At 39.6% G+C, this 24841-nt stretch carries 31 protein-coding genes; 28 read left to right on the top strand and 3 right to left on the bottom strand.

The features are described 5' to 3' along the window. Positions 1 to 29: 29 nt before the first annotated feature. The 15 genes from WDZ40_02510 to WDZ40_02440 all read left to right on the top strand — a co-directional run bounded on the left by WDZ40_02510 (position 30) and on the right by WDZ40_02440 (position 12708). A complete protein-coding gene (locus WDZ40_02510) occupies positions 30 to 482 on the top strand; it encodes a hypothetical protein (GenBank protein MEX0877716.1) in 453 nt (150 codons plus the stop codon). 70 nt (positions 483 to 552) lie between these two features. Continuing rightward, positions 553 to 1062 carry a DUF1573 domain-containing protein gene (locus WDZ40_02505; protein ID MEX0877715.1) on the top strand — a complete coding sequence of 170 codons (510 nt, stop codon included), beginning with the start codon at positions 553 to 555 and terminating at the stop codon, positions 1060 to 1062. A 1-nt stretch (position 1063) separates the two neighbouring features. Beyond that, on the top strand, positions 1064 to 1948 hold the full coding sequence (locus WDZ40_02500) for a cytochrome c biogenesis protein CcdA (protein MEX0877714.1): 885 nt from the start codon (positions 1064 to 1066) through the stop codon (positions 1946 to 1948). Then, positions 1945 to 2988: a hypothetical protein gene (locus tag WDZ40_02495; GenBank protein MEX0877713.1), complete on the top strand. Its 1044-nt coding sequence runs from the start codon at positions 1945 to 1947 to the stop codon at positions 2986 to 2988. Before WDZ40_02500 ends, WDZ40_02495 begins: the two co-directional genes overlap by 4 nt. A gap of 151 nt (positions 2989 to 3139) precedes the next feature. Next, entirely contained in the window at positions 3140 to 3502 is a 363-nt protein-coding gene (locus WDZ40_02490) for a rhodanese-like domain-containing protein (GenBank protein MEX0877712.1), read from the top strand. Between the two features lie 42 nt (positions 3503 to 3544). Beyond that, positions 3545 to 3790 (top strand): hypothetical protein, encoded by a 246-nt coding sequence (locus WDZ40_02485; protein ID MEX0877711.1) that lies wholly within the window; start codon positions 3545 to 3547, stop codon positions 3788 to 3790. 19 nt (positions 3791 to 3809) lie between these two features. Next, entirely contained in the window at positions 3810 to 4358 is a 549-nt protein-coding gene (gene msrA, locus WDZ40_02480; GenBank protein ID MEX0877710.1) for a peptide-methionine (S)-S-oxide reductase MsrA, read from the top strand. 13 nt (positions 4359 to 4371) lie between these two features. Then, complete coding sequence (obgE, locus tag WDZ40_02475; protein MEX0877709.1) at positions 4372 to 5379, top strand: GTPase ObgE; 1008 nt, start codon at positions 4372 to 4374, stop codon at positions 5377 to 5379. 32 nt (positions 5380 to 5411) lie between these two features. Continuing rightward, positions 5412 to 6305, top strand: a complete 894-nt coding sequence (locus WDZ40_02470) for a PHB depolymerase family esterase (GenBank protein ID MEX0877708.1) — start codon at positions 5412 to 5414, stop codon at positions 6303 to 6305. 79 nt (positions 6306 to 6384) lie between these two features. Next, the gene (locus tag WDZ40_02465) at positions 6385 to 6630 is read left to right on the top strand and encodes a hypothetical protein (GenBank protein ID MEX0877707.1); all 246 of its coding nucleotides are present in this window, start codon (positions 6385 to 6387) and stop codon (positions 6628 to 6630) included. 199 nt (positions 6631 to 6829) lie between these two features. Next, entirely contained in the window at positions 6830 to 7300 is a 471-nt protein-coding gene (locus tag WDZ40_02460; GenBank protein ID MEX0877706.1) for a hypothetical protein, read from the top strand. Positions 7301 to 7420: 120 nt separating this feature from the next. Next, complete coding sequence (locus tag WDZ40_02455) at positions 7421 to 8407, top strand: sodium:calcium antiporter (GenBank protein MEX0877705.1); 987 nt, start codon at positions 7421 to 7423, stop codon at positions 8405 to 8407. Positions 8408 to 8410: 3 nt separating this feature from the next. Next, positions 8411 to 8854 (top strand): ion transporter, encoded by a 444-nt coding sequence (locus tag WDZ40_02450; protein ID MEX0877704.1) that lies wholly within the window; start codon positions 8411 to 8413, stop codon positions 8852 to 8854. Between the two features lie 54 nt (positions 8855 to 8908). Next, positions 8909 to 10003: a vitamin K epoxide reductase family protein gene (locus WDZ40_02445; protein ID MEX0877703.1), complete on the top strand. Its 1095-nt coding sequence runs from the start codon at positions 8909 to 8911 to the stop codon at positions 10001 to 10003. An 8-nt stretch (positions 10004 to 10011) separates the two neighbouring features. Next, entirely contained in the window at positions 10012 to 12708 is a 2697-nt protein-coding gene (locus WDZ40_02440) for an HAD-IC family P-type ATPase (protein MEX0877702.1), read from the top strand. 96 nt (positions 12709 to 12804) lie between these two features. Here WDZ40_02440 and WDZ40_02435 read toward each other — a convergent pair whose 3' ends face one another. After that, positions 12805 to 13101, bottom strand: coding sequence for a hypothetical protein (locus WDZ40_02435; GenBank protein MEX0877701.1), 297 nt, complete (start codon positions 13099 to 13101; stop codon positions 12805 to 12807). 148 nt (positions 13102 to 13249) lie between these two features. On the opposite strand from WDZ40_02435, the gene metG reads away from it, so the two are divergent. From metG to WDZ40_02385, 10 genes are all read left to right on the top strand, one after another. After that, complete coding sequence (gene metG / locus WDZ40_02430; GenBank protein ID MEX0877700.1) at positions 13250 to 13573, top strand: methionine--tRNA ligase subunit beta; 324 nt, start codon at positions 13250 to 13252, stop codon at positions 13571 to 13573. Between the two features lie 75 nt (positions 13574 to 13648). Then, on the top strand, positions 13649 to 14059 hold the full coding sequence (locus tag WDZ40_02425; GenBank protein MEX0877699.1) for a hypothetical protein: 411 nt from the start codon (positions 13649 to 13651) through the stop codon (positions 14057 to 14059). A 65-nt stretch (positions 14060 to 14124) separates the two neighbouring features. Continuing rightward, positions 14125 to 14361 (top strand): hypothetical protein, encoded by a 237-nt coding sequence (locus tag WDZ40_02420; GenBank protein ID MEX0877698.1) that lies wholly within the window; start codon positions 14125 to 14127, stop codon positions 14359 to 14361. Between the two features lie 296 nt (positions 14362 to 14657). Beyond that, the gene (locus tag WDZ40_02415) at positions 14658 to 15308 is read left to right on the top strand and encodes a hypothetical protein (protein MEX0877697.1); all 651 of its coding nucleotides are present in this window, start codon (positions 14658 to 14660) and stop codon (positions 15306 to 15308) included. Between the two features lie 99 nt (positions 15309 to 15407). Continuing rightward, the gene (locus WDZ40_02410; GenBank protein MEX0877696.1) at positions 15408 to 16013 is read left to right on the top strand and encodes a uracil-DNA glycosylase; all 606 of its coding nucleotides are present in this window, start codon (positions 15408 to 15410) and stop codon (positions 16011 to 16013) included. An 88-nt stretch (positions 16014 to 16101) separates the two neighbouring features. Next, entirely contained in the window at positions 16102 to 16743 is a 642-nt protein-coding gene (locus tag WDZ40_02405; protein MEX0877695.1) for a hypothetical protein, read from the top strand. 135 nt (positions 16744 to 16878) lie between these two features. Next, positions 16879 to 17754 (top strand): alpha/beta hydrolase, encoded by an 876-nt coding sequence (locus WDZ40_02400; protein MEX0877694.1) that lies wholly within the window; start codon positions 16879 to 16881, stop codon positions 17752 to 17754. Positions 17755 to 17895: 141 nt separating this feature from the next. Continuing rightward, positions 17896 to 18702, top strand: a complete 807-nt coding sequence (locus tag WDZ40_02395; GenBank protein MEX0877693.1) for a DsbA family protein — start codon at positions 17896 to 17898, stop codon at positions 18700 to 18702. Positions 18703 to 18722: 20 nt separating this feature from the next. Continuing rightward, entirely contained in the window at positions 18723 to 19277 is a 555-nt protein-coding gene (locus WDZ40_02390; protein ID MEX0877692.1) for a hypothetical protein, read from the top strand. A 36-nt stretch (positions 19278 to 19313) separates the two neighbouring features. Next, the gene (locus WDZ40_02385; protein ID MEX0877691.1) at positions 19314 to 19505 is read left to right on the top strand and encodes a hypothetical protein; all 192 of its coding nucleotides are present in this window, start codon (positions 19314 to 19316) and stop codon (positions 19503 to 19505) included. A gap of 36 nt (positions 19506 to 19541) precedes the next feature. Here the strand turns inward: WDZ40_02385 and fmt are convergent, their stop codons facing one another. Then, entirely contained in the window at positions 19542 to 20483 is a 942-nt protein-coding gene (fmt, locus tag WDZ40_02380) for a methionyl-tRNA formyltransferase (GenBank protein ID MEX0877690.1), read from the bottom strand. 132 nt (positions 20484 to 20615) lie between these two features. Continuing rightward, positions 20616 to 21296 (bottom strand): peptide deformylase, encoded by a 681-nt coding sequence (def, locus tag WDZ40_02375; protein ID MEX0877689.1) that lies wholly within the window; start codon positions 21294 to 21296, stop codon positions 20616 to 20618. Between the two features lie 153 nt (positions 21297 to 21449). Here def and WDZ40_02370 point away from each other — a divergent pair, with 153 nt between their 5' ends. Genes WDZ40_02370 through WDZ40_02360 form a run of 3 tightly spaced genes read left to right on the top strand, consistent with a single transcriptional unit; the run spans position 21450 to position 24839 of the window. Continuing rightward, positions 21450 to 22100, top strand: coding sequence for a hypothetical protein (locus WDZ40_02370; protein MEX0877688.1), 651 nt, complete (start codon positions 21450 to 21452; stop codon positions 22098 to 22100). Between the two features lies 1 nt (position 22101). After that, entirely contained in the window at positions 22102 to 22521 is a 420-nt protein-coding gene (locus WDZ40_02365) for a hypothetical protein (protein ID MEX0877687.1), read from the top strand. Positions 22522 to 22523: 2 nt separating this feature from the next. Continuing rightward, entirely contained in the window at positions 22524 to 24839 is a 2316-nt protein-coding gene (locus WDZ40_02360; GenBank protein MEX0877686.1) for a DUF87 domain-containing protein, read from the top strand. Positions 24840 to 24841 lie beyond the last annotated feature (2 nt).

Below are 24841 nucleotides of genomic sequence, written 5' to 3'. Positions count from 1 at the left end.
TTGCCGATGTTACAATGATTGTGTAAACCATGAATTATAAAGCAATAACAACCTATACTTTATTTGTGTTTCTGCTCACCACTCTTTTTGGCTTTTTGTTTATGGGTACGATGAACCATGAAACACACGGAAAATGTCCATTTTCTGTTGCCGGCACCTTGCCTTGTCCGGAAGAAGGCGCAATTGTTACAGCACTGCATCACATTGGTATGATGGATAGCTTTTTAGCTATTATTTTAAATAGTGATTTGTTTAGCGTAAGTATTCTAATGGTTTTTGCAGTTTTTCTTGTCGCTTGTGTTCCTAAGATTTTGAAATTGGAAAAAAATAGCGGGCATTATACTTTTATTTTTAAAAATTATAAAAAATTTCACCAGGAGGTTTTTGTTGCAGTTGTGAATTTTCTAACATGGCTATCGCGTACTAAAAATTTAAACTCTAAAGAATCTTATAATAAGGCGCATATTTTTGTATCTGTATAAGATATAAGTTTTATTATTTACTAATAAAAAAGCGCCCACTTCTTTACAAGTGGGCGCTTTTTTTTGAACGATGAAAAATACAACAAGAAATTTATTAATTTTTTCAGGAGTAGTAGTTTTTGTTGCAGGGCTTTTCTGGCTTGCTTCTACAAGTGAAGAGAGTGACAGTAAAGCAGTTGAGTATTCACAGGGTTCATTAGCGGGTTCCGGACAGAGTTTTAATTTTGGAACCATAGACATGCAAGATGGAGATGTCGTACACGAATTTGAGATTAAAAATGAGAGTGTTGAGCCTGTACTTATTACCAAGGCATATACTTCGTGCATGTGTACCGTAGCTTATATTTACGACGCAGAAGGCAAAGAGTATGGAGCATTTGGAATGTTGGGACATGGCAGACTCCCCGCGCTAAATGCGACTGTAGAACCCGGAGAAACTGTAATAGTTAAAGCTGTTTTTGATCCCGCCGCACACGGACCTTCAGGCGTGGGTTTGGCAGATAGAGTGATTTATATAGAAACTAACTCAGCACAATCGCCTAAAATGGAACTTTCCTTTAGGGCGATGGTGACAAGATAGTATGGATATAATTTTAGGAGCTTCTATAATTGCCTCTTTTTTGGCGGGGATGGTTGCTCTTTTCGCACCATGTTGTATTGGTTTTATTTTTCCCGCGTATATGGCATCAGTCTTTAAGAAAAAAACAAAGATTATCCGTATGACACTCGTGTTTTTTGCCGGTATCGCGGTTATTCTAATTCCGATAGGTTTGGGCGCGGCATGGCTTGCAGGGTTTTTTAGAGATTTCCACAAAGAGATGTATTTGATTGGTGGTTTGTTTATGGTGGTATTGGCGGTAATGGCTATATTGAGTAAAAGCTTGACCTTATTTCCGGGACTTAAAAGCAAAATAGGCGGCTCTACTCTAAAAAGTGGACAAACCGGAGAGGCTTTGGGTTCAAAATCTGTATTTAGCTTAGGCGTGCTTTCCGGTGCGGCAACCTCATGTTGCGCCCCTGTTCTTGCGGGAGCTATGACCCTTGCTGTAATTTCAGGTGCGTTTTGGAAAGCCCTTATTGTTGTATTTGCTTATGTTTTAGGGATGGTATTTCCTCTGTTTATTGCGGCTTACTTTTACGATACGTTTAAACTTGAGAATACAAAGATAATAAAAGGGAAGCTTGTCGAACTTAAGCTGGGAGCAAAGAAGATAATAGTTCACACTACTAATCTTATATCAGCGGTTGTGTTTCTTCTTATGGGAGCTGTGCTGATATTTATGGCATTAAGTGGAAATACTTTTTGGGCGCCTGAGTTCCAGGTTAGAATAAGTGAATTGTTAAACAGTATTTCACAGAATCTCGCAAATAAATTAAGTATTGTTCCGGATGTTATCTGGGGCGTAATAACTATAGGATTTTTTCTGTTCTTTGTAATAAAGGCGGGAAAAAGATCAAAAAAATGACTAAACGAAAAAAAGAAAAAACAGAAACAAAGCACCACAATAATCATGAATGTTGTGATCAAAAAGAAAAGGATGTGAGTAAAAATATAGAAGATGCCACCCGGGATACTGTGGAAGATGTAATTGAAAATGAAAAAAGTACTAGCTTATCAACGTCCGGTAATTTGATTGTACCTGCGCTTATAATCGGCGTTGCTATAATCACTTCAACTTTTATTTTCAAGTACGGCCCTGTCACGACATCTAAAACAGGTGCTGTTGCAGATGAAGTTGTTTTGGTAGAAAGTTTTAGAGATCAGGTCTTGCCTGAAGAAGGAATAGTTCTCCCTGCTGATCTTGGAAATTTTGGAAAGCAAATGATAGCCGCGGGCGTAATTGACGAAGATAAATTTCAGGAGCTTTACCAAAAGAGAGGAGGGTTTGATGCTCAGATGCAGGAGCTTATTTACGGAGATAGTAATGATAAAGTAGTTATGAACGAAGAGAATGCCAACTTCCTGCTTAACTATTTTTGGGCTTTTGGTCTATCAAATAAAAATGAGATATTGGATAATGGACCGATGGTGGATGAGCGTTACGGAGGAGATGCCAGTAAATTTGCCTCAACCGGAGGATGGACACTTGCAAAAGGCGATGTTATGGATCATTACAGCAGGTATGATTTTGTAAAATTGACAAAAGAACAGCAGGAAAAAGTAGAGAGCATATCAAAGAACATCTATAGGCCGTGTTGCGGTAACTCCGTATATTTTCCAGATTGCAATCACGGTATGGCCATGCTTGGACTCCTTGAAATAATGGCATCGCAAGGAGTGGATGAAGCAGGAATGTATAAAGTAGCATTACAGGTAAATTCTTACTGGTTTCCGGATACTTACCTGACGCTGGCTAAATATTTTGCGATAAGAGATGTTGAATGGGAAAAAGTAGATGCTAAAGAGGTTTTGGGCTCCCCATATTCCAGTGGAGCAGGTTTTCGGGCAATTTTAGAGGAAGTAGAACCCGTTAAGGGCGGAGGCGGAGGTGGTTGTGGAGTATAATTAAAATTAATTTTATATCCTCTTTAATTTTTAGCAAATATGAGTCAATTTGATTTATGTTTGCTAAAAAGAGGATTATGCTAATATGCAGAATAAGGTTATATTAATTGCAGTAGTATTTTTTGTCTTGAGTGTGTTTATATTTTTCGTTATGAACAAATCGGAGGATAAAAACGAGTTGGAAGACTTTACTTCTATAAGTTCGTCGGAATTGGAAGTTATGCTGGAAGATAAAGATTTTGTTTTTATAGATGTACACACACCAGAACAGCGTCATGTTCCGGGAACGGATTATTTTATTTCTTATAACGACACAGACAGCATAGTGTCTGTTGTTGAGAATAAAAATACAAAAGTTGTTTTATATTGCCGCTCGGGTTCTATGAGCAAGATTGCGGCTCAGAAACTGGCTGATATGGGTTATACTAATGTTTATGAGTTAACGGGAGGCTTGCATGATTGGAATTCGGAAGGCAGAGAAACACTTCCTGAAGGAAGTGTCCCGGTTTTATAGTGCAAGAAAAGATTAAAAGTTTAATAATTAAAACCAAAAAACATGAAAAAAACATTTATTTTTGTAACTAACTTTTTTTTGGCATTTCCCATGTTTACATTGGCACACACAGAGGATACTTACAGCGATGGAGGTTCATTCCACATGATGGACTGGCATATGGGTAACGGAGTAGGAATGATGGGAGGAGGAGTCTTTGGATTTTTTGCACTTCTTACATGGCTTGTATGGCTCGTGGTAGGCATTCTTGCTGTAGTATGGCTTTGGCAAGATATAAACAGAAAGTAGATTAGTATTGTTTAAAAAAATGGAAAATAATTCACAAAAAGCTACATTTGCAGGGGGGTGTTTCTGGTGCCAAGATGCCGTATTTCGTATGCTCAAAGGCGTTGAGTCAGTTACTTCGGGTTATTCGGGAGGAGATATAGAAAACCCAACCTATGAACAGGTAACAAGAGGCGACACCGGACATCTTGAGGCGATACAAATAGAGTATAATCCGGATGAAGTAAGCTATAACGATTTGCTGGAAATCTTTTGGACTTCGCATAATCCGACTCAGGCAGGCGGGCAGGGGAGTGACATGGGCCCGCAGTACGAGGCCGTTATTCTTTACCACAATGATGAACAAAAAGATTTGGCAGAAAGTTCTAAAAAAAATCTTGAAGATGAGAGTGTTTATGATAAGCCAATAGTTACAAAAGTTCTGCCATTTAAGAATTTTTATCCCGCGGAGGGCTATCATCAGGATTATTACAACAAAAACACAAGCGCGCCTTATTGTAGTATTGTTATTAATCCAAAAATTGAAAAGATTAAAGAACTCTTTAGTGAAAAACTCAAAAACATAGAATAACTCAGGGATAGGTTTGGTTTTTCTTTATTTTGCTTTACATGGTACTGTAATGTATATGTTTGTTGATGAGATAACAATTTATGCAAAGGCCGGAGACGGGGGAGATGGTGTTGTGCGTTGGAGGCATGATAAAAATACCGAGTATGGAGGTCCCACTGGTGGAGATGGTGGAAAAGGCGGAGATGTTTATGTACACGCCGTTCGCGATGTTCACCTGCTTTCTAAATATCGTACAAAAAAAGAATTTGCGGCAGAGCGCGGAGAAGACGGTGACAGAAACAGCCTGGAAGGCGCTAACGGGGAAGATTTGGATATTCTTTTGCCTGTAGGGTCGCGTATCACAAACACCAAAACCGGAGGAAAGATTTCACTGGATAAAGAGGATGATAGGTTTTTGCTATTAAAGGGCGGCAGGGGAGGACGCGGGAATGAATCTTTTAAATCGTCAAAAAATAGAAGTCCTGACAAGTTTACAACAGGGAAATCTGGTGAAGAGGGGGAGTTTTATATAGAGGTAGAACTTATAGCAGACGTGGGGCTTATAGGGCTTCCAAACGCGGGAAAAACCAGCTTACTTAATGAATTAACGCGCGCCGCGGGAAAAGTTGGCGCGTATCCTTTTACTACGCTTGAGCCGGCTTTGGGCGAGTGTTTTGGATACATAATTTCTGATATCCCCGGGCTTATAGAGGGTGCCGCGCAAGGAAAAGGGCTTGGGCATAAATTTTTACGCCACATAAGACGTACAAAGATACTCGTACATCTTGTATCGTGTGAGAATAGTGATATGGAAGCTACATACAAAACAGTAAGAAAAGAACTTGAAGAGTTTGACCCCAATCTTTTAAAAAAGCGGGAGATAATTTTAATAACAAAGACTGATCTTGCCATGGATGATAAGGAAGTTAAAAAACACATTAAAAAAATGAAAGAGTTTTCAGATGAGGTTTATGCATTATCTGTTTTGGATGATGGGGAAGTGAAAAATTTTAGAGACGAGCTTTTAAAGTTATTAGAATAGTGTAAGTTTTGAAATAGTAACATTAAGGATATATGGTTAAATTTATTTCTGTATTTGTTTTGGTGATAATACTTGCTTTGGTTGCAGGACTTTTGTATGTCTGGTTTTTTGTTTTAAAACCCGTGGACAGGAGTGTTGTGAAGTTGAGCCGAACATCTATAGAAGTAGATGGAACTGTTAGAAAATACCGCGTGTTCAATGCGAGAGAAGATGGTCCGTCGCAGCCGCTCCTTGTGCTTTTACATGGGTTTAAAGACCGGTCAGAGTGGATAAGCGCCTATTCAGGCTTTAATATTTTGGCTCAGGAAAAAGGTTTTGCGCTTCTTTTGCCAGAAGGATTGAAAATGTCATGGAATGGCGGGTTTTGTTGTGGGTATAGTTTCCAGAACAATGTAGATGATGTGGGTTTTATCTTAAAAGTAGTAGAGGATGCGAAACAAAAATATAAAATAGATAATTCAAAAGTTTATGTAGCAGGGTTTTCTAATGGAGGGCTTTTGGCACAAAAACTTCTTGTCGAATCTCCGGACATATTTAGAGCCGGCGCTTCTTTAATGAGTGGTGTTGGAGCAGATGGAGGTGTACTGGATATTTCGGACGCGCGCGCGCCGATAATGCTTGTACAGGGAGACATGGATAAATATATAAGAATAAACAAGAGTGACACACCAATAGATGGTTTTAATTTTATTTCCGCTGAGGAAACACTTTTGGCGTGGCAGGAACATTACAAAGCGGAGTTGGTGGGAGAAAAAGAGACAGATATGTACAAAGAAAAGACATATGCAAATAATGATGAGGTTAAAGTTTTGTTCCGCATGTATTTTGGACAGGAGCACTCGTGGCCAGAGAGGAGAGTGTGGGATTTTGATTACAGGGTCCCTGAAGTTACCCGAGATATATGGAATTTTTGGATAAACAGTTGATTGTTTTTTATAACAGTAAGTATTTCTTTTCAGTAATTACAATGTTATAATCGCTACGTTCCTTATACGGAGGTTGTAAATGTCGGACGAATTCAGACTCCAGCTTGTCAAAGCGGAGGAAGAGAAAATAAAGCGCGCGCGGCATGCTAAAAAAGTAGCGAGAATGCTTGAGGATGGATTTTCAAGGGTTCAGGCAGAAGAGTTTTTGGGGGTAGGCATTAAGCCTGTTGTGAACGTTGTGACAGTCTATGACAGAGATCTTGGTTGTTATGTCCTCCATCCGGAAGAGAAAAAATGGCTTGACCATTTTGGGGGACAGGAATAAATAGTTCTTTTATTAAAATGGCGCAATTTTGCGCCATTTTTTTCTGTAAAAACACCTACACATGATAGAATAAAGATATGTACAAGTTAATTATTTTATTCGCACTTGTAATTTTTTTAACTTCGCTGTGGTTTGCGTTCGCGGGTATTTATCGCGAGTTTGAAAATCGTGATAAAGAAAAAGAATAATAATAATAAACATGGAACTTATTACAGAATTTGCTGTAGAGTATCGCAACTGGATACTTTTCACTCATATTGCCGGATCTATTATTGCCATTGGAGCTGTTACTGCGACAGACCTGCTTTTACTTTTTTTTAAACTTAAGCCCGGGCTTATTTCTGTAATTTCACGAGTAGCGCCCATATTATCTATACAAGTTTGGCTCGGCTTGATTTTAATATCTTTGAGCGGTTTTTTGCTCTTTATTCCCCTGGAGGGCTTAGAGCAGTACTGGCTTTTTAAGCTTAAAATGCTTTTAGTGCTGGGACTTTTTTTGAACGGGATATTTCTGAATGTGTGGGTTACTCCCAAGTTCAGCGAATTAGCGCCTGAGTGGGAGCAAAAAACTCCGCGCGTGAAAAAGTTTATGGTAATAGCCGGCATATCGACGACGGTTTCTTTTGTGTGCTGGTGGAGTGTTGTAGTTATAATGAAAGTGTTTTATTAGTATGAAAATTGTGTTTTTAAATACTTGGATAAGCATCTTTTTGTAGTGTTGGGAGCTACGGGAGTAATATCGCGTAAATTTATATTTAAAAGTAATAGAGATAAAAAATAATTACAAAACATGCATATAGGGTTTTCAGTATTAGCTATAGTAGTTGGAATATTCCTTTTAATCCAATCCGGAAAACGTGTTGTAGGCTCTTTGGGAGCTATGGCCCGGTTTTTAGGCATATCTGAATTTGTGCTTTCGTTTGTGCTTGTCGCCTTTGCAACTTCTTTGCCTGAGCTCACTGTAGGAATAAATTCCGCGCTTCTTGGGATTTCCGAACTTTCGTTCGGGGATATTTTAGGAACCAATGTTATAAATTTTACTCTTATTTTAGGAACAGTTGCGATTGTCGGAGGGAACATTGCCCTCAAAGACTATGAGCATTTCCGCAAGAACAGATTTTTTGAGCTGGCACTGCTTCTCTCGCCTCTTGTTTTGATGCTTGATGGAGCTCTTTCAAGAATAGACGGAACTATTTTACTTCTGCTTTTTACGTGGAATATAATCCGCCTTCTTGATGTTGATGATATGATATTGGGCAAAAAAGTTTTCCGCCCGCATCTGGCTGAGCATGTGCACCATAAAGCAGAAACCAGGAAAGAATTTTTTAAGAATTTAGCCGTATTTTTAGCAAGCGTTACCTTTTTAATTTCCGCAGCAATACTTATAGTCTATAGTGTGCGCAACCTGTCTGTCGCCTTTGGTTTATCCCGGATATTGGTAGGTGTCTTAGTAGTAGGTGTGGGCACAAGCTTGCCCGAACTTACAATAGGCATAAGAAGCGTGCGCAGAAAAATGGGCGGCATATCTTTAGGCGATATTTTTGGTTCCGGAGTTATAAATTCCACTTTGATTTTGGGTATTGTGAGTTTAATTTCTCCAATACATTTAGAGAACAAACTAAGCCTTTTTGTTGGACTTATTTTTACAGTGGCAGCATTTTTGACAGTGCTTTTTTTCTTACGCAAGAAAAAAAGCACTATTAGCAGAAAAGAGGGCTTTGTTCTCGTTGCTATATATATTCTTTTTGCTGCCTCACAGCTGTTTGTTAATCTTTAATGTATGAAAAACATTAATAAAATAAAATATTTTGTAATAGAATTAAGGGAAAAGCTTTGGTATATAATAATCATAGCCGCATTAGCACTTATCAGCGGGGGAATGCTTGCTTATGAGTTTTTTGGCGACAATGTTACGGAAGAAACATTAAGGCGAATGAATGCGCTGGATCTTATAATAGCGTATATATTCCTTGCTGATTTTAGCGCGGGAGTATATTTTGCTCCTAAAAAGTGGAGGCATATTAAACAGAATTTATTGGATTTTTTCGGCTCTATACCGTTTTCAAACGGATTTTTCCAGGCATTGAGAATATTGAGATTTGCCAGATTAACGCGGCTTTTGCGGGCAGGCAATATCGTGCAAAATATTGAAGGCGGAATTGTGGAATTATATAAAAAACGTGCTTCGAAAAATGGTGTCGGTGGGAATAGAGATAAGGTTTAAAAATAGGTTTTGTCCATATTATATTATTAACAATGGATGGTATAATTTAAAATGATGAAAATAAAAATAAACAAGAGCTATTATATATACTTTTCTCTATTATTACTTGCTATAGTGGGGTTTTCTTTTTTACCTCTTTTGCCTAAGCCCGCGGGTTTTTACGCGTTTGTAGCGACCGTGGGGGCCGTTGGTTTTGGTATAGCAACCTATATTTTTAGAACGAAAAGAAGTGGTAAAGAACTTGTGTGTCCTACGGGTTCTAATTGCAACACCGTTGTTAATAGTCGCTTCGCAAAATTTATGGGCATACATCTTGAGTATTTGGGAATGCTTTATTATGGTTTGATATTCCTTATATATGGGATTATGGTTTTCTTTTTAGATTACTTTAATACTACAGCCATTTGGCTGGTGCTTTTATTTACAGCGGGAGCCTTTCTTTTTTCCTGCTATCTCTTGTTTGTGCAGGCGTTTTTGTTAAGGCAGTGGTGTATATGGTGTCTGTTTGCGTCAATGTGCTCTATGCTGATATTCATAGTGTCTTTGGTTAGTCTTGAAAGTCTCGGTATAAATATAGGGTCATTTGCGGGCGTCGGAGATTTAGTGTCTTCAATTCACTCTCTTGGTTTTGCGCTTAGTTTAGGTGGTACCACAATAGCGTCTTTTGTGTTTTTCAGGTCACTGCGAGATTTTAGTTTAGACGACAGAGAGATGTGGTCAATACAGAGCATTGCTGAGATTGTATGGGTTGGGTTGGGACTTGCCCTCATGGGTCAGTTCGCATCCTATGTTGTGAACGCCGATGCAACATTATCATCTCCCGCCTTTATTTTACAAACACTATCCTTACTTTTTACGGCAGGATTTGCGGCAGTTTTAATGATAATTTTTGCGCCGCTTGCTACAGCTGTACCTTTTAAAGCGGGTGATTTGGAAAAAGAAAAAACGTCCGTACTGGCAAGTTTAAGGAAGCCAATATTTGTAAACGGCGCGTTAGTTATGGCATCTTTGTATTTCGCGTTTTTTATGGATTACGTGAAAGGGTATAGTTTGGGTACATTGCTGTTTGCGTACGGAGTATTTTTAGCTTTAGCAGTGATTGTTGCGATGATGTGGCAAAAGGGGGTGAGCAGGGGAAAATTAGTTTAATTTAACTTATGGACAAGCAAGAAAGTGTGCTTTGGCACTTAAAAACTCTTGATGAGATAAAAGAGAAGCTTTCTGTGGACACAGAAAGAGGTCTCTCCACAAAAGAGGTTGCTGAAAGGCAGGTCTCTTTTGGTTTGAATGAACTTCCGCGCGGAAAAGAAAAACACTGGTGGCAAATGTTTTTTAGTCAGTTTATTAACCCTTTAATTTTTATATTACTGATAGCTGCCGGCCTTACCTTGTGGATTGCTGTGCATGAATCCAAGGCCGGGCATAGCGGGAGTTTAGAACTTTACGCAGATACATTGGTAATAACTCTTGCCGTTTTAATAAACGTTTTAATAGGTTTTTGGCAGGAGTTTCGTTCTAACAACTTATTTGAGAAACTTGAAAAACTTGTAAACATAAAGGCTCAGGTAAAAAGAGGTGGCGGATTAAAAGAGGTTGATTCTAAAGAATTGGTACCCGGGGATATTATATTACTACATGCCGGAGTAAAAGTTCCCGCTGACGCGCGTATTATAGAAGCAAAGAATATAGAGACTAACGAGGCCCTACTTACAGGTGAATTTATGCCTGTTAAAAAAGAGGTTGCGGATTTAGATGAGAAAACAGACTTGGCGGAACGCGTAAATATGGTTCACGCGGGAACTGTAATAGAAAAGGGCGATGGTGTGGCACTTGTTGTTGCAACAGGAGAGCACACCGAACTTGGGGAGATAGCAAAACTTACAGCGAGTGTTGAAGAAGAAAAAACACCCCTTCAAAAACGTCTTGAGGGCTTGAGTAAGAAAATATCTTGGATTGTTGTATTTTTTGCTGCTGTGATAGTTGCAGTAGGGCTTTTTGAAAGAGCCGGAAGTTTTTCTGAGCTGGCGCGCGAGGATGTTACAGAGATGTTTACTCTTGCAGTCGCGGTTGCGGTTGCCGCTATTCCTGAAGGTTTACCCGCTGCCATGTCTGTAGTTCTTGCTGTTGCTTCTCAGCGAATACTTTCTAAAAAAGGATTAGTAAAAACACTTCTTGGAGCGGAAATTTTGGGCTCTACAAGTGTTATTTGTACAGATAAGACCGGAACTTTAACAGAGGGCAAGATGAAAGTTGAAGATCTTAAGCACACAGATAAAGCACACAATGCAGGTTTCGCGCTCGCTTTTGCTAATGAGGCGATGATAATGGAAGGTGGTGAGATAAGCGGAGAATCAACCGATAAAGCCAAATTACAATACTTTATAGATAATGGGGGGGATTTAGAAAAAGCATTGGACGAGATGCCGCGAATTGCAACACTTCCTTTTGACTCTGATTCTAAATATATAGCGTCTTTTCACAATTCAGAGGGGGGTACTAAGGTTTTTGTTACAGGAGCGCCCGAAGAACTTCTTGAGATATCTACAAAAAGCGATGCTGAGAAGAAAAAAATTCAGGGAGAAATTGATGAGCTTGCAAGTAGTGGTTATCGGTTAATAGGACTTGCCGAACGCGTTTTGGAAGATAGCGCAAAGACGGATTTTGAAGATTCAGAATCTTTGCGAAAAGAGATTAAAAATCTTGTTTATACAGGCACGGCTATTATTGGTGATCCGATAAGGTCGGATGTTTCAGAATCTCTGCAAACAGCCAGAGAGGCGGGTATAAGGATAATTATGATAACGGGCGACCATAAGCTTACAGCACTCTCCATAGGTGACAAACTCGGTTTTAGGAATACCGAAAAGTCAATTCTTGAAGGAAGTGAGTTGGACAAGATGAGTGCGGAAGAGTTGGCTAATATTATAGGGGACGTGGATATAATTTCTCGCGCCAGCCCTAAACACAAAATGCAGATAATTGAGGCCTTACGGTTGAAGGAAGAAGTTGTAGCTATGACCGGCGATGGTGTAAATGATGCTCCGGCTTTAAAAAATGCGGATATTGGAGTTGCCTTGGGTACAGGCATGGATGTAACAAAGGAAGCTTCTGACTTGGTTTTAATGAATGATAGTTTTACTACTATAAGCGAGGCCATACGCCAAGGCAGAATCGCTTTTGATAATATACGCAAAGTATCTATATTTGTTATTTCAAACGCGTTTACAGAGATAATGCTTGTTTTAACCGCTTTAATATTGCGCTTACCTTTGCCTATTACAGCAGTGCAGATACTGTGGGCAAATCTTGTTGAGGACGGCTTACCTGCCATAGCGCTTGCGTTTGAACCGGGAGAGGAAGATATAATGAAACGAAAGCCTTTTAAGCGCAAAGAGCCTATTTTAGACAGATTAGGGATGTACATTATCGGTATTGTTGGAATATTTAGTAATTTAATTTTAGTCGGCTTATTCCTTTGGCTGGTTTGGGCCGGCTACCCGACCCAGTATATTCAGACAGTTATTTTTGCAGCGGTAGCAACAGACACGCTAATATATGTATTTTCTGTAAAGCGGCTGCATAAGTCTATTTTCCATTCCTCCATTACCAACAATAAATATCTGATAATGGGTATTGTTGTAGGTATGCTCCTTATGTTTTCTTCAGTTTATGTACCTGCGTTAAACACATTGCTTTCAACGGTTCCTCTGGATATGTTTGGCATATCTCTTGCTCTTGGATCGGGAATTGTGAGATTACTATTTATCGAGCTTACAAAGTGGGTTATGCGAAGAGGTGGATTATTTCATCGCGCAACAGGTGGAAATCCCGAAATAAAGCCCGCTATAAATTAAAAATATGCCGGAAACGCATATAACAGAAGGGGACGTAAGGTAAATATTTTTAATTTCAAAACAAAATCCGCATTTAGTATGCGGATTTTTTTTGTGCTATTTTTCTTTTTTGGCAGCTTCCATTGCGCCAACTACATCCTCCAATTTATCAAGTTGTACGGAGAAATTATCAATTTCTTTTTCTGTCAATTCAAGAGTGATGGAAATACCTAAAGCTGAGAGAACTGCGATTACCTCTTTGTTCGCGGGATTTTTTTGGTGCGTATCACACTCCACACACAAGAATATATAAAAACCATTTCCTGTTTCAGGGTTTTGGACTATACCCTTCATTTCTTTGACCAAGATTTCAACATTCCTGCAATTGTCGCATGTTGTTTTTATGGTTGTCACTATCTCCCTCCTTTCGTATTGGTGCCAGAAATTTATTTGTTTAAGTAACTGCACATAGCATACCACTTTTGATTTTTGGCGTCAATAATAAATTCCCTTTTTTTGTTTTGGGTGTTAGTATAAAATCTATAATTTAATAAATAAAATCATGATAAATTTTGAAGATTTTGCAAAAATTGAATTAAAAATAGCCACGATAAAGAGCGCGGAAAATGTAGATGGTTCTGATAAGCTACTCAGGCTGGTGGTAGATGTTGGAGAAGAAGAGGAAAGGCAGGTACTTGCCGGAATAGCAAAAAAATATAATTTTCAAGATATTGTCGGCAGACAGATAGTTGTAGTTGCCAATCTTGAGCCCCGTAAATTAATGGGACTTGAATCTCAGGGAATGCTACTTGCCGCAAGCTCTGAGGATGGTCCTGTTCTTTTGATTCCGGAAAAAGATGTAGAGCCCGGTAGTTCCGTAAGTTAGACGCGTTAACGCAATAGTTGCAAAAACAGGGGAGCTAATGTATCTTAAGTTCAGTACATAAAAAGGAGGAATAACTTGAAGAGGTTTAGAATTTCATGGAAAAACGTTTTGCGCGGCATGAGCCAAATATTTTCTTTCTACCCATCATTTTGGAGTCCTGCTGATTGGAAATATGAAGAATATTACGGAGCAGACAGTGAGCGCCTGAGGGGTGATTGGGAGAAAATAGGAGGTGACATGAAAAAGGCCATGCACGACGAACTGTTCACAAGTGTTGAGCGGGAGACAGATCCCTTAAAGAAGAAGGCACTTATACGCTCGTTTATGCAGGTAATGAGAAAGCAGTCTGAAGAGGCAGATTACACAAGACAGAAGCTTTCTCAGGAATTGATAAAGCTCGGCGGTTGCGGACGTTCTGCGATATGTGAGTACTATGAAAACCACTCAGGACCCTGTAGTTGGGAGGACGGTTTTCCCGGATGTTAGTTTTTAAACCCCGTTTTGCGGGGTTTTTATAGTATAGGCATTATAAAATATATGTAACGGCCATATTGAGAATTCTTTTTGGCATAGACGACCCAAACCGTTACCTGTATGGAGTAGTGTTTGTTTTAGTTGTTTTTTTGGTGTATCCAAAACTTCTTCAAAGGGTTTGGTTTTATGAAAAAGAAATGAACAAGCTATATAGGGAACTTTGGACGAAGATAAAGAGTGAAAGCGCTGACACAGGCGTGTTGTTGCAAGTAACTAAGGACTTGCGTGTTATTTTGTATGATTGTATAATGTGAATAAAGTTATAAAAAATTTTAATATCTAACACATTACCATGAAGACCATACACGAATACTTAGAAACTGCATTTTACGCTCTGTTGCTCAGCTTTCTTATAATGTTTGTTGGTTTCTCTTATGGTCAATATGCCATGATTCAGATGGTATCTTAGAAAGCTATAAATAAATATCTTGTTTCATAAAAATACCGCTGATATTTCCTCTTTTGTTAAGGCGGGTGTATAATAAAAAAGGCCGCAAAGTTTGTTTGCTATAATTTATTATTTACAGTTAAAAATTAAAATAATATTCATATGCAAAATAAAATGCAAAAAAATCTAAAACTTGCCGGGGTTGTATTTATGTTGGCGGGACTTGGTTTTATGGCTGTCGGAGGCGCTGTGTTTTTAAGAGCGCAGGCCGGTCTGGAATCTCTGGGTGCAGTATATGAGGCACAAGGGATAGAATTAAGCTACAACGAAAATGGCGAATTTGTTGATAGAGGAAGCGTGGATACGGGTAATGAAATTCTGTCACTGCTTAAAGATGATTGGAAATATCCGCTTAATGAAAGGAATTTGGATCCCGGCGACCCTTTGGTAAATACATCTGATGAGTTGATGGTGCAGTTTTCCACAATTAGTTATCACGTAATGCACGGCGAACATACAGTTACTCTTGAAGAAGATGCTGAGTACATGGGAGAAGTATTTGAAGCGGGGGAGTATGATGTTCCTGTTGATGGCAGGTACTGGTCTGACTTTGACCGCATGCATCCACTGGACTCTCAAGTCAGGGAACTTGCATGGAGTCCGCTTGTTCATGGCTTATTAGCAGAGCTTAGCGCGGGAGTGAGTGCTGACTATTTGGCGCAATTTGCTTTTTTCATCAGTCTTCTAATAATGGGATTTGGAGGCACCTTTGCTGTGGGAGGGCTTTTCATGATTCGTGCTTCTAAAAGTTAACTTTTCTTGGAGTTGTGGTATCAAGTCTGGTTGGATTAGTTTTTGGTATTTGCCCCGCGCGGCAGGCGGCCCAAAAGAGTCCTATTGAAGCGTTGAGATATGAATAAAGCAAAAGAACTTGAAAAAATAAAAAGAGAGGTCGCTAATCTGCGGACCTCTCTTTTGTATGAGTATAGAAAAAAGAATGACTACCTTCACGTTATGGGCGAGGGTAGTTGTGATGCAAAAATAGTATTTGTAGGCGAAGCTCCCGGAAAGAACGAAGCAGAACAAGGCAGTCCCTTTTGCGGGGCTTCCGGCAGGGTTTTAGACAAACTTTTATCTGTTGCGGGAATAAGCAGAAGCGATGTCTATATAACAAATATAGTTAAAGACAGACCCCCTGAAAACAGAGACCCTTCTTCTGAAGAAATAGAGCTTTACGCCCCCTTTTTAGACAGAGAGATAAACATAATAAAACCTGCTATAATTGTAACGCTTGGTAGGTTTTCGGCAGAGTACTTAATGAAAAAATATGGCCTCATAGATAGTTTAGCGCCAATGAGGGAAATTCACGGGCATTCTATACGGGTTAAAACAGAATATGGAAATGCATATTTAGTGCCTATGTACCATCCCGCGGCCTCTCTTTACTCTAAAACCACAAAAGAAAAGGCAGAAAAAGATATAAAGATACTATCAAACTTATTGCATAAGTTGTCTTAGGGTAAAGGAAGTTTTGTGTGCATACGTAGGTATTTACAAATAATTAGTTACATGTTATAATATGTCCACTTAGTGAGAATAAAATATTATGACATTAAACATCAAAAAAACAGTAGTTTTCTGGGTGGCGATATCTATGATTGCGGGTGTTTTTATCGTACCCGCCGATGTTTTTGCAAACTATCTTTGCAAAGATAGTAACGGATATATTTATCGTTGCGCTAATCAGGTGCCCAATACGGGAGGGGGTAGCACATCCGGTAGCACAGGAGGGACGGTTGCGGGAGTCAATACTTTGGGCGGTGTTAATTCCCAAGTGTGCGCGTTTAATCAGGCAGCAACAACTATCACAGGAATCACTGACGGCGCTCTTATACGCGCACAGGGTGATATTGATATTTACATTGTAAAATATGTTTGCAATGAGAAGTTTAAGAGACTTATTTTAAGTCCCCATGTTTTTGATAGCTACGGGCACTTTAACTGGAACGATGTGCAGACTGTAAATAAGACTACTCTTGATTCTTTTACGACGTCTAATTTTGTACGCGCCACATCAGCGGGAGACCCTAAAGTGTATATGCTTGTTCCTAAGGGAGACACAGGAACAAAGAGATGGATAACCAGTGAGAGTGTATTTTTAAATAATGACTGGGACTGGGACGCAATATACACAATTAACACAACAGACAGGGATGCTTATGCAACAGGAATTTCAATAACGCAGTAAATACAAATAAACATATCAACTAACTAAAAAAAACAAGGTGTCAACCTTGTTTTTTTTAGTTAGTTGTGATATAAATTACACAGTACATAAAAATTCATCACACAACTTAGGGTAAAAGAAAGGAGGTGATTGACCTTGAGTGAAGAGTTCCAATTTGTACCTGATTTTGTAGAAATTGCGGGAAGAAGGATACATTACGCGAAGGCCGGCAGTGGCCCTCCTATAATACTTCTTCACGGCCTTGGAAGGTCTCTATTTCAGTGGGAAGAACATTTTCCTGAGCTTGCTAAAACAAACACTGTTTACGCTTTTGATTTTCCGGGATTCGGTCAATCCGAACCTTTGTATAGACATGAGATGTCAATATTTTCAGCAACGGTGTTTATAGAGCAGTTTCGCAGGCATTTTGATATAGAAAATCCCGTGCTACTTGGTGGCTCTTTGGGCGGGTTGGCGGCACTGGACTATGCCCTTGAGTTTTCAGGGAATATTTCTAAACTTATTCTTATGGGTAGCGCGGGACTTAGTAAAGATATTAAGTTTGCGTACCGTCTTTTAACCCTTCCTGGAGTTGGGGAGCTATGGAAGTATTTGGACTATCATGGCATTGAAGACGCGGAGAACTGGATAAGCAGAGCAAGTGCGGTCCCGAAGATAGGTAAGATATTGGGAGCAATTTTTGAATATGCCCTTACTCCTCCTGAGCCCGCGCGGCTTAAAAATACCCGAGAGGAGAACAGGGGTACGTTTCTTAAGCTGTTCAGGCACGGATTTGGCCTGCGTGGACAGAAAAAAGCGATAAGAAGAGACGACAAGCTTCATCGTATTGAAGTGCCAACTCTTGTTATTTGGGGAGAGCTTGATCCACTGTTTTCTGTTGAGCAAGCCCGCAGAGCATCCACACTTTTTCAGGATTGCAAACTTTATATATTCAAAAATGCCGGACATTGGCCGGCCCGCGAAAATCCTGAGGAATTTAATAAAGTGGTGAAAGAATTTATAGCTTCATAAAAAGCATCAGAGTTTTTCTGGTGCTTTTGCTTTTATAAATTATTTAAATTGTGATATACTTAATTAGGTAAGTTGCCATATAAAATAAATAATTAATTTGGATATAGGATTTTTTAAAAATTTTATTCCTAAAAACAAACAATGACAGAGAAAAAAACTTCAGAAGTCGAGATAAAAGAACTTGAATCAAAGTTAAAAGATCTCAAAAAAGAAGATAAAGGCGGAGACAATAATCAGTTTCTTATTCCTTTGTCCATAATAATAGCGGGCATGTTTATTGCAGCCGCTGTTTATTTATCGGGAGGGGCTACTACAGGAACTAACCAGGTGGCAAATAATAACCAGCCCGGCAACACGGCAGAACCGGTACCTCCCGGAACTTCCGCTGAGATAGAGATGAAAGAAGTAACTTCTGACGACTGGATAAAAGGTGATTCAAACGCGCCTGTAAAGATAGTTGAGTATTCAGACTTAGAGTGTCCATTTTGCCAAAGAATACATTCAACACTTAACCAGATTGTAGAAGATTACGACGGGCAGGTGGCATGGGTTTACAGGCACGCGCCTCTTGAACAACTGCATTCAAAAGCACCGAGGGAGGCAGAGGCCGCGGAATGCGCGGGAGAGCTTGGCGGAAATGATGCTTTTTGGGCTTTTATTGACAGAGTGTTTGAAGTAGGTCCAATGAATAATGGACTTGCGGATTCTCAGTTGCCGGAAATAGCGGTTTACGCGGGTGTTAACAGGTCAGCTTTCCAGACTTGCTTAGATAGTGGCAGGTATGCAGATAAGGTTGCAGACAGCCTGGAAGATGCGTTTAACGCGGGCTTGAGGGGCACTCCTTACAGTGTAGTTGTAGCACCTAACGGTGAAACATACCCTGTAGATGGAGCACAACCTTACGACAGCATAAAGGCCATTGTTGACTTAGCGCTTCAGGCCAATTAAGGAGGTATAATATAGCAATAATGTTGCTAAAATCTTTAAAACGGGTTTTTAAACAGCCACTCTATGTTGTGATGGGAGTGGCTGTTTCGTTTTTGGTTTTTTTTACTTCTGTATTGGCGCCAAATGCCACACTTGTGGGAAAGGTACTAATGGCACCGACTGTAAGTATTTGGTATAAACTTCACTTTTTTTGGGGACTTGTGGGAGGTTTACAGACAAGTGTTATTCCTTTGTCCGCATTTAGCACCATTGCGATATCAATTCTTTTAGGGGTAAATATACCAATGCTTGTGTTTATGATAAGTAAAAATCGTTTATCTAAACAGAGAATACAAAAGAGGGGAGTCTTTTCAAGCATAGGCGGTACTATGAGCGGTTTTTTGGGAGTAGGCTGTGCGGCTTGCGGCTCGCTTATTTTAACTCCTCTTTTAGCATCCCTCGGCGCTACAGGGCTTTTAGTTATTTTGCCGTTTAAAGGGGCTGAGTTTGGCATTTTGGGGGTTATGCTTCTTCTTGTTTCAATATACGTACTAGCTAAAAAGATTAATGATCCTTTAGTTTGCCCAATAGAATGATATAATTAAAAATATAATTAAAATTTAAAACACACTATGTTAGATAATCATTTATACAATTTAATGTTGCAGTTAACGCAGGAGAACAAGGCCTTGTGGCGCATTAAAAACAATTATTTAAAAGATGCAGGGGAGTGCGCGGATTGTAAAGCCTTTTGGGAAAAAATGCAAAAAGATAAGGAAGAGCACACAAGCGAGCTGACTAATCTTTTAAAAAAACATATGTAAAAAATAAACGGGTCACTGCAGTGACCCGTTTATTTTTTACAGAAGCTGAACGCCTATTATGCCGGGGTGGCCTTTTAAGAACTCTTTTACTTCCATTGGCTTGCCACCCTCTAACTGCACTTCCCTCGGCAGTACAAGCCCCCTTCCGGTTTGTATTGCGAAAATATTTTTATGTTGTACAACCTGTCCGGGGTTTATTTTTTGTTCGTTTTTTTCTGTGTCTAATGATAGTATTTTTAATCTTTTTTCTTCCCAGTATGTAAATAGTCCCGGCCAAGGAGTAAAAGCTCGTAACCTGCGCTCTAAGCTTGGCGCGCTCTCGTGCCAATCTACTCGCCCATCTTCACGGGTTATTATTTTTGTGTATGAAGCGCTGTTGTGGTCTTGTTCTTTTGATTTAATTTTACCGCTTGTCCAATCGGGAATAGTTTTTATTAAGACTTTAGCTCCGTGTATAGCGAGTTTTTCTGTGAGGCTTTCTGTTGTGTCTGTTTCCGATATTTTTAATGCCTCCTGTGCAAGTATTGGTCCATGGTCCATTTTTTCATCCAGTAAAATAATTGTACTTCCTGTTGTTGTATCACCATGCAAAAGAGCGGAGTGCACAGGCGAGGGACCGCGCCATTTAGGCAAAAGAGAGGGGTGAATATTTGCAAATCTGTTTTTTAAAGTATCTAAAATTTCTTTCGGGATAATTTTACCGTATGCCGCTACTACAGCAAAATCAATATGACCAAGTTTGTTAATTTCCAATTTCCAATTTCCAATTTCCAATTTTTCGGGCTGCCAAACTTCTATGCCATGTTTTTTTGCTGTGATTTTGGTTGCAGGCGGCACAAGTTCTTGTTTTCTACCCACGGGTTTGTCGGGAGCTGTTACAATCAAACAGGGCTTATAGTCAGCAGCTATAAGCTCTTTTAAGATAATATCAGCGAATTTCGGAGTTCCAAAGAAGATAATTTTTGATTTATTTTTCATTATGTAAAAGCAAATTAACGATATATAAATTTAGACCCCACTTTTTCTATCTTAGAATTCATTAATAACAAATTTGGGTTATAAGGTAGGCGCTTGCAACGGTCTAAATTTATATATCGTTAATTTGCTTGTCTATTTTTCATGCATTCTGTCTATAAACAGAATTCCGTTTAAGTGGTCTGTTTCGTGTTGGAATATACGCGCCAAAAAACCCCGTCCTCGTATTTTGAACTTTTTACCTTTTTCATTTTGCGCGCGTATTACAACTTCATAAGAGCGGTTTGTTGGGTGGTACATATTTGCTCCTTTTACACTTAGACAACCTTCTTCTGTCTCCTCTTTAACATCGCTGTAAAAAATTATTTCAGGATTAATAAATACAGTTTGCGTTTTGGGACGCAACCATGTTTTGGGGTTTAGGTTTTTTATCTCAGGGGCGTAATCCTCGGGTATTATAAAAATTCTTTTTGAGATATTTATTTGAGGAGCTGCAAGGCCTACGCCGTCTTCTTTTATAACCGTGTCCATCATATCCGAAATTAACCCTTTTAAATCGGGGGTATTGTATTGCTTTATTGGTTCACTTTTTTTGCGCAAAACCTCTGCCGGCGCTTGGATAACAGGTTTTTCCATAATTTTTGTCCCGATACCGCCCAAATCTTTGATTCGCTTGCGGTATCGTGGATCCTCGACGCTATCAAAATCAAAGATTTTGATAGCGTCGGGATTTCCTACCTGCGCCGCTACGCTAGCGCGGCAGGCAGGCCTGCCTGCCGGCAGGCAGGCGCTAACGCTCAACAAAATTAATTTCAAAATCCGAATATCGGATTTCGTGCTTTGTATTTTTCAAAGTTGAGCGCGTAAAGCGCGAACCTTTACATTATAGCTTAATTTTCTGATTTTTCAATTTTTGTAGCTGTTTTTATGTTAGAATAATATTAGGCAAAAAATTAATTAATCAAAAATATGGGACTTGAAAATTTTGATAATAACAAAGATTTAAACAAAAGCAAAGATCTTAAAAACTATGCGAAACAGGGCATAGAGGAGTTAGAAGATATTCTTAAAAAAGAAGCCCGCGAGCAAGAACAAGATATTAAAAACAAGATAAGAGATATGCGTCTTTTTGCAGAGAAGGCGATTGAAGATGCGACCTTTTCAGACAAGGAAAAAGTTTTAGAGAGTTATATGAGAACAGCGGATGATGAAGGTGAAAATAATCAGGTGCGACAAGAGGCTGAAAGAATCACGGAACTATTAGAAGCTAATATAGAACAACAAAGAGAAGAGCGGGTGAAGAAAGAAGCAAATGAAGGCATAGAGCAAATAGAGGAGATGTTGAAAGCTAACACAGAGGAGGGGATGGAAAGAGAAGCGAGCGAAGGAATGAAACAGATAAAAGAAATGCTTAAAGAAGAAGATAAAAAAGTAAACAAAAGGCTGAAAAACCTGGAAGCTTATGCGGAGGTTTTATTTGAAGTTACAGAGGGTGCAGACAAGGGTTTTATTTTGGAAAATATAAAAAGAAGAGCCGAATCTGACCAAGACCCCGCTGTGCAGCAAGAAGCAAAAAAAGTTTTAGAAAAATATAACGAAAAAATAAACTCAGAAAATTAATATGGCAGACAACCAAACATTAGAACAACAACTTGAAACCTTAACGCAGGAAATAGAAAAGAGAAAGCAGTTGCCCGTGGATGGACGCCGTATTGAATCCGAACCAAAGCCGGAAAAAGAGCACCTGCATGATATTGTCGGTGAAAAACTGTATGGTGAAACCGAACATTCACCGCACGAAGAAGAAAGGCACGAAGAGCTGCCGGCCACCCATGGAGGTGAGGAGCAGTCCTACAACTTACCGGAGCTTCATGAGAGAGTGCAGAAACTTGTTAATAGTGTATTTGAAAAAGATTTAGACAGCGCTGTAAAAGAGGTGCGGGCAACTGATGACGCCGCGCTTATAGATGCTTTTCACGATGCCTTAGTTGACGAGCTGCATGACCACTTAGTCAACACGGGAAAACTGGAAAAATTATAGATATGACACAGTTTTTTATAATTTCAGGACTTGTTTTACTTTTTGCTCTCATGGGTGGTGTTTTAGTTTGGATGCGCCATCTTGCAAAACGCGGAGTAGTTACCCGCTCTTTAAACATGAGTCTTTTTTTGGTAACTCTTCCGCTTGCAAATAAGGCAGAAGGAGGCCAGGGTCACGAGGCGGTAAAAGAAAAGATATCTTTAATGGAACAGCTCCTTGCCTCTTTTAGTACACTGGAAGCCGGAGGCTGGTTGAGAGAAACTCTTTACGGTAAGCCGTATATAGCACTGGAGATGGCGGTACATCACAAAGGCGAGCATATTCATACATATATTGCTGTGCCTCGCAATATGGAAAATATATTAGAAAAACAGGTACATGGTTTTTTCCCTCACGCAGAGGTGGAGCAGGTAAAAGATTATAGCATTTTTAATCCCGGAGGCGCTTCAGCGGCATCTTTTGCCCAATTGCGCCGGCCTTCTGTGCTTCCTCTTGTAACTTATCATGAAATGAATGCCGACCCTCTTAACAACATAGCTACAGCAATGAGCAAGTTAAAAGCAGAAGGGGAGGGGGTTGTGGTACAGTTAGTGTTAAAGCCGGTAAGTTCTAAAAACCAACAGAGTATGGCGGAAAAGATAGTGCAGGAGATGTATAAAGGTAAAAGCTTTAACGAGGCATCGCATGAAGGCAGCGGTAGTTTGGCAAAGGATGTGTTTAAAGAGTTTACCAGCAAACCTCCAAAACCTGAAGAGCAACAGGAAATGTATCGCAAGCCGGTAGACGAACACACTGTACAGATGGTGCGCGATAAGGCTTATAAGACGCACTTTAATGTTAATTTGCGCCTTGTTTCCGCGGCTGAAGATAAAGGCAGGGCTGAGCAGGTATTGAGTGAGCTTGAAGCCGCTTTTGCGCAGTTTAATTCAGCCAGTGGCAACTCTCTGGTATTTAAAAAAGTTCCGGCAAGAAGTATGCGTAAGTTTATCTTTGATTATTCATTTAGAATACCCCGTTCGGCAAACGCGTCTAATTTTTCAATTGATGAAGTTGTAAGTTTTTACCACTTTCCTGTTGTAGATACAGAAATGACAAAGATGCGCAGCTTGCGTAGCAAGGCGGCACCACCACCACCCACGTTGCCTGCTGAAGGTCTTGTGCTCGGGGAAAATGTTTACAGGGGTGAGAGGCATCTTGTACGAATATCAAAAAATGACAGGCGCAGACACATGTATATAATAGGGCAGACGGGAACCGGTAAGAGTAGGCTTATTTATAATATGATAAAGCAGGATATAGCTAATGGAGAAGGCGTGGCACTCTTAGACCCTCACGGAGATTTGGCGCATAAGATACTTGAGGTAGTTCCCAAAGAGCGCTGGGATGATATTGTGTGGTTTGACCCGGGCGACCCCAGCCGTCCTTTCGGGTTAAATATGCTTGAATATGACACAAGTCGTCCGCAGCAAAAGACGCTTGTGGTGAACGAACTCCTGGGAATATTTCGCAAACTTTTTCATGAAGAGACAATGGGTCCCATGTTTGACCAGTATTTTAGAAATGCCTGCCTCCTTCTATTAGATGATTACGAATATGAAATTCCCACACTTTTAGATGTATCACGTGTTCTTACAGATTCCGAGTTTAGAAGTGATAAGTTGAGCCGGGAAACCAACGAGGTAGTTAAGAACTTTTGGGAGAAAGAAGCCGAAAAGGCGGGAGGGGATGCGGCCCTTGCAAACATAGCGCCATATATTACAAGCAAGATAAACGGTTTTGTCTCGGATGAGTTTCTACGACCGATAATAAGCCATAAGCAAAGTTCGCTCAATTTTAGGACTGCGATGGACGAAAAGAAGATAATACTGGTGAACCTGAGCAAAGGAAAACTTGGCGAACTTAACGCCAACCTTGTAGGGCTTGTTATTGTGGGAAAATTGCTTATTGCATCGCTTTCGCGCGTAGACATAGAAGAGGAGACTAGGAACGACTTTTATCTGTATATGGATGAGTTTCAAAATTTTTCTACAGACAGCATAGCTACTATTTTATCTGAAGCGAGAAAGTACCACCTGAATCTTATTATGGCGCATCAGTTTATAGCGCAATTGGAAGATAAGATACAAAAAGCTGTGTTTGGCAATGTGGGTTCCATGCTTGCTTTGCGCGTGGGGATAGAAGATGCCCAATTTTTAAAAGAACAATTTGAACCGGCTTTTACCGAAGAAGATTTAAGCAACATAGACAATTTTAAAGCGCATGCTAAACTTTTAATAAACAATCAGACAACAAGACCGTTTAGAATTAATATTTCGTAATC

The sequence above is a fragment of the Candidatus Spechtbacterales bacterium genome (assembly GCA_040879145.1).
GTDB lineage: Bacteria > Patescibacteriota > Minisyncoccia > Spechtbacterales > 2-12-FULL-38-22 > JAWVZY01.
This window is presented reverse-complemented; position numbering and strand designations above follow the sequence as displayed.

Coding starts and splice junctions, on each gene's coding strand:
- WDZ40_02510 (MEX0877716.1), top strand. CDS start 30: ATGAATTATAAAGCAATAACAACCTATACTTTATTTGTGTTTCTGCTC.
- WDZ40_02505 (MEX0877715.1), top strand. CDS start 553: ATGAAAAATACAACAAGAAATTTATTAATTTTTTCAGGAGTAGTAGTT.
- WDZ40_02500 (MEX0877714.1), top strand. CDS start 1,064: ATGGATATAATTTTAGGAGCTTCTATAATTGCCTCTTTTTTGGCGGGG.
- WDZ40_02495 (MEX0877713.1), top strand. CDS start 1,945: ATGACTAAACGAAAAAAAGAAAAAACAGAAACAAAGCACCACAATAAT.
- WDZ40_02490 (MEX0877712.1), top strand. CDS start 3,140: ATGAACAAATCGGAGGATAAAAACGAGTTGGAAGACTTTACTTCTATA.
- WDZ40_02485 (MEX0877711.1), top strand. CDS start 3,545: ATGAAAAAAACATTTATTTTTGTAACTAACTTTTTTTTGGCATTTCCC.
- msrA (MEX0877710.1), top strand. CDS start 3,810: ATGGAAAATAATTCACAAAAAGCTACATTTGCAGGGGGGTGTTTCTGG.
- WDZ40_02470 (MEX0877708.1), top strand. CDS start 5,412: ATGGTTAAATTTATTTCTGTATTTGTTTTGGTGATAATACTTGCTTTG.
- WDZ40_02465 (MEX0877707.1), top strand. CDS start 6,385: ATGTCGGACGAATTCAGACTCCAGCTTGTCAAAGCGGAGGAAGAGAAA.
- WDZ40_02460 (MEX0877706.1), top strand. CDS start 6,830: ATGGAACTTATTACAGAATTTGCTGTAGAGTATCGCAACTGGATACTT.
- WDZ40_02455 (MEX0877705.1), top strand. CDS start 7,421: ATGCATATAGGGTTTTCAGTATTAGCTATAGTAGTTGGAATATTCCTT.
- WDZ40_02450 (MEX0877704.1), top strand. CDS start 8,411: ATGAAAAACATTAATAAAATAAAATATTTTGTAATAGAATTAAGGGAA.
- WDZ40_02445 (MEX0877703.1), top strand. CDS start 8,909: ATGAAAATAAAAATAAACAAGAGCTATTATATATACTTTTCTCTATTA.
- WDZ40_02440 (MEX0877702.1), top strand. CDS start 10,012: ATGGACAAGCAAGAAAGTGTGCTTTGGCACTTAAAAACTCTTGATGAG.
- metG (MEX0877700.1), top strand. CDS start 13,250: ATGATAAATTTTGAAGATTTTGCAAAAATTGAATTAAAAATAGCCACG.
- WDZ40_02415 (MEX0877697.1), top strand. CDS start 14,658: ATGCAAAATAAAATGCAAAAAAATCTAAAACTTGCCGGGGTTGTATTT.
- WDZ40_02410 (MEX0877696.1), top strand. CDS start 15,408: ATGAATAAAGCAAAAGAACTTGAAAAAATAAAAAGAGAGGTCGCTAAT.
- WDZ40_02405 (MEX0877695.1), top strand. CDS start 16,102: ATGACATTAAACATCAAAAAAACAGTAGTTTTCTGGGTGGCGATATCT.
- WDZ40_02395 (MEX0877693.1), top strand. CDS start 17,896: ATGACAGAGAAAAAAACTTCAGAAGTCGAGATAAAAGAACTTGAATCA.
- WDZ40_02390 (MEX0877692.1), top strand. CDS start 18,723: ATGTTGCTAAAATCTTTAAAACGGGTTTTTAAACAGCCACTCTATGTT.
- WDZ40_02385 (MEX0877691.1), top strand. CDS start 19,314: ATGTTAGATAATCATTTATACAATTTAATGTTGCAGTTAACGCAGGAG.
- fmt (MEX0877690.1), bottom strand. CDS start 20,483: ATGAAAAATAAATCAAAAATTATCTTCTTTGGAACTCCGAAATTCGCT.
- WDZ40_02370 (MEX0877688.1), top strand. CDS start 21,450: ATGGGACTTGAAAATTTTGATAATAACAAAGATTTAAACAAAAGCAAA.
- WDZ40_02365 (MEX0877687.1), top strand. CDS start 22,102: ATGGCAGACAACCAAACATTAGAACAACAACTTGAAACCTTAACGCAG.
- WDZ40_02360 (MEX0877686.1), top strand. CDS start 22,524: ATGACACAGTTTTTTATAATTTCAGGACTTGTTTTACTTTTTGCTCTC.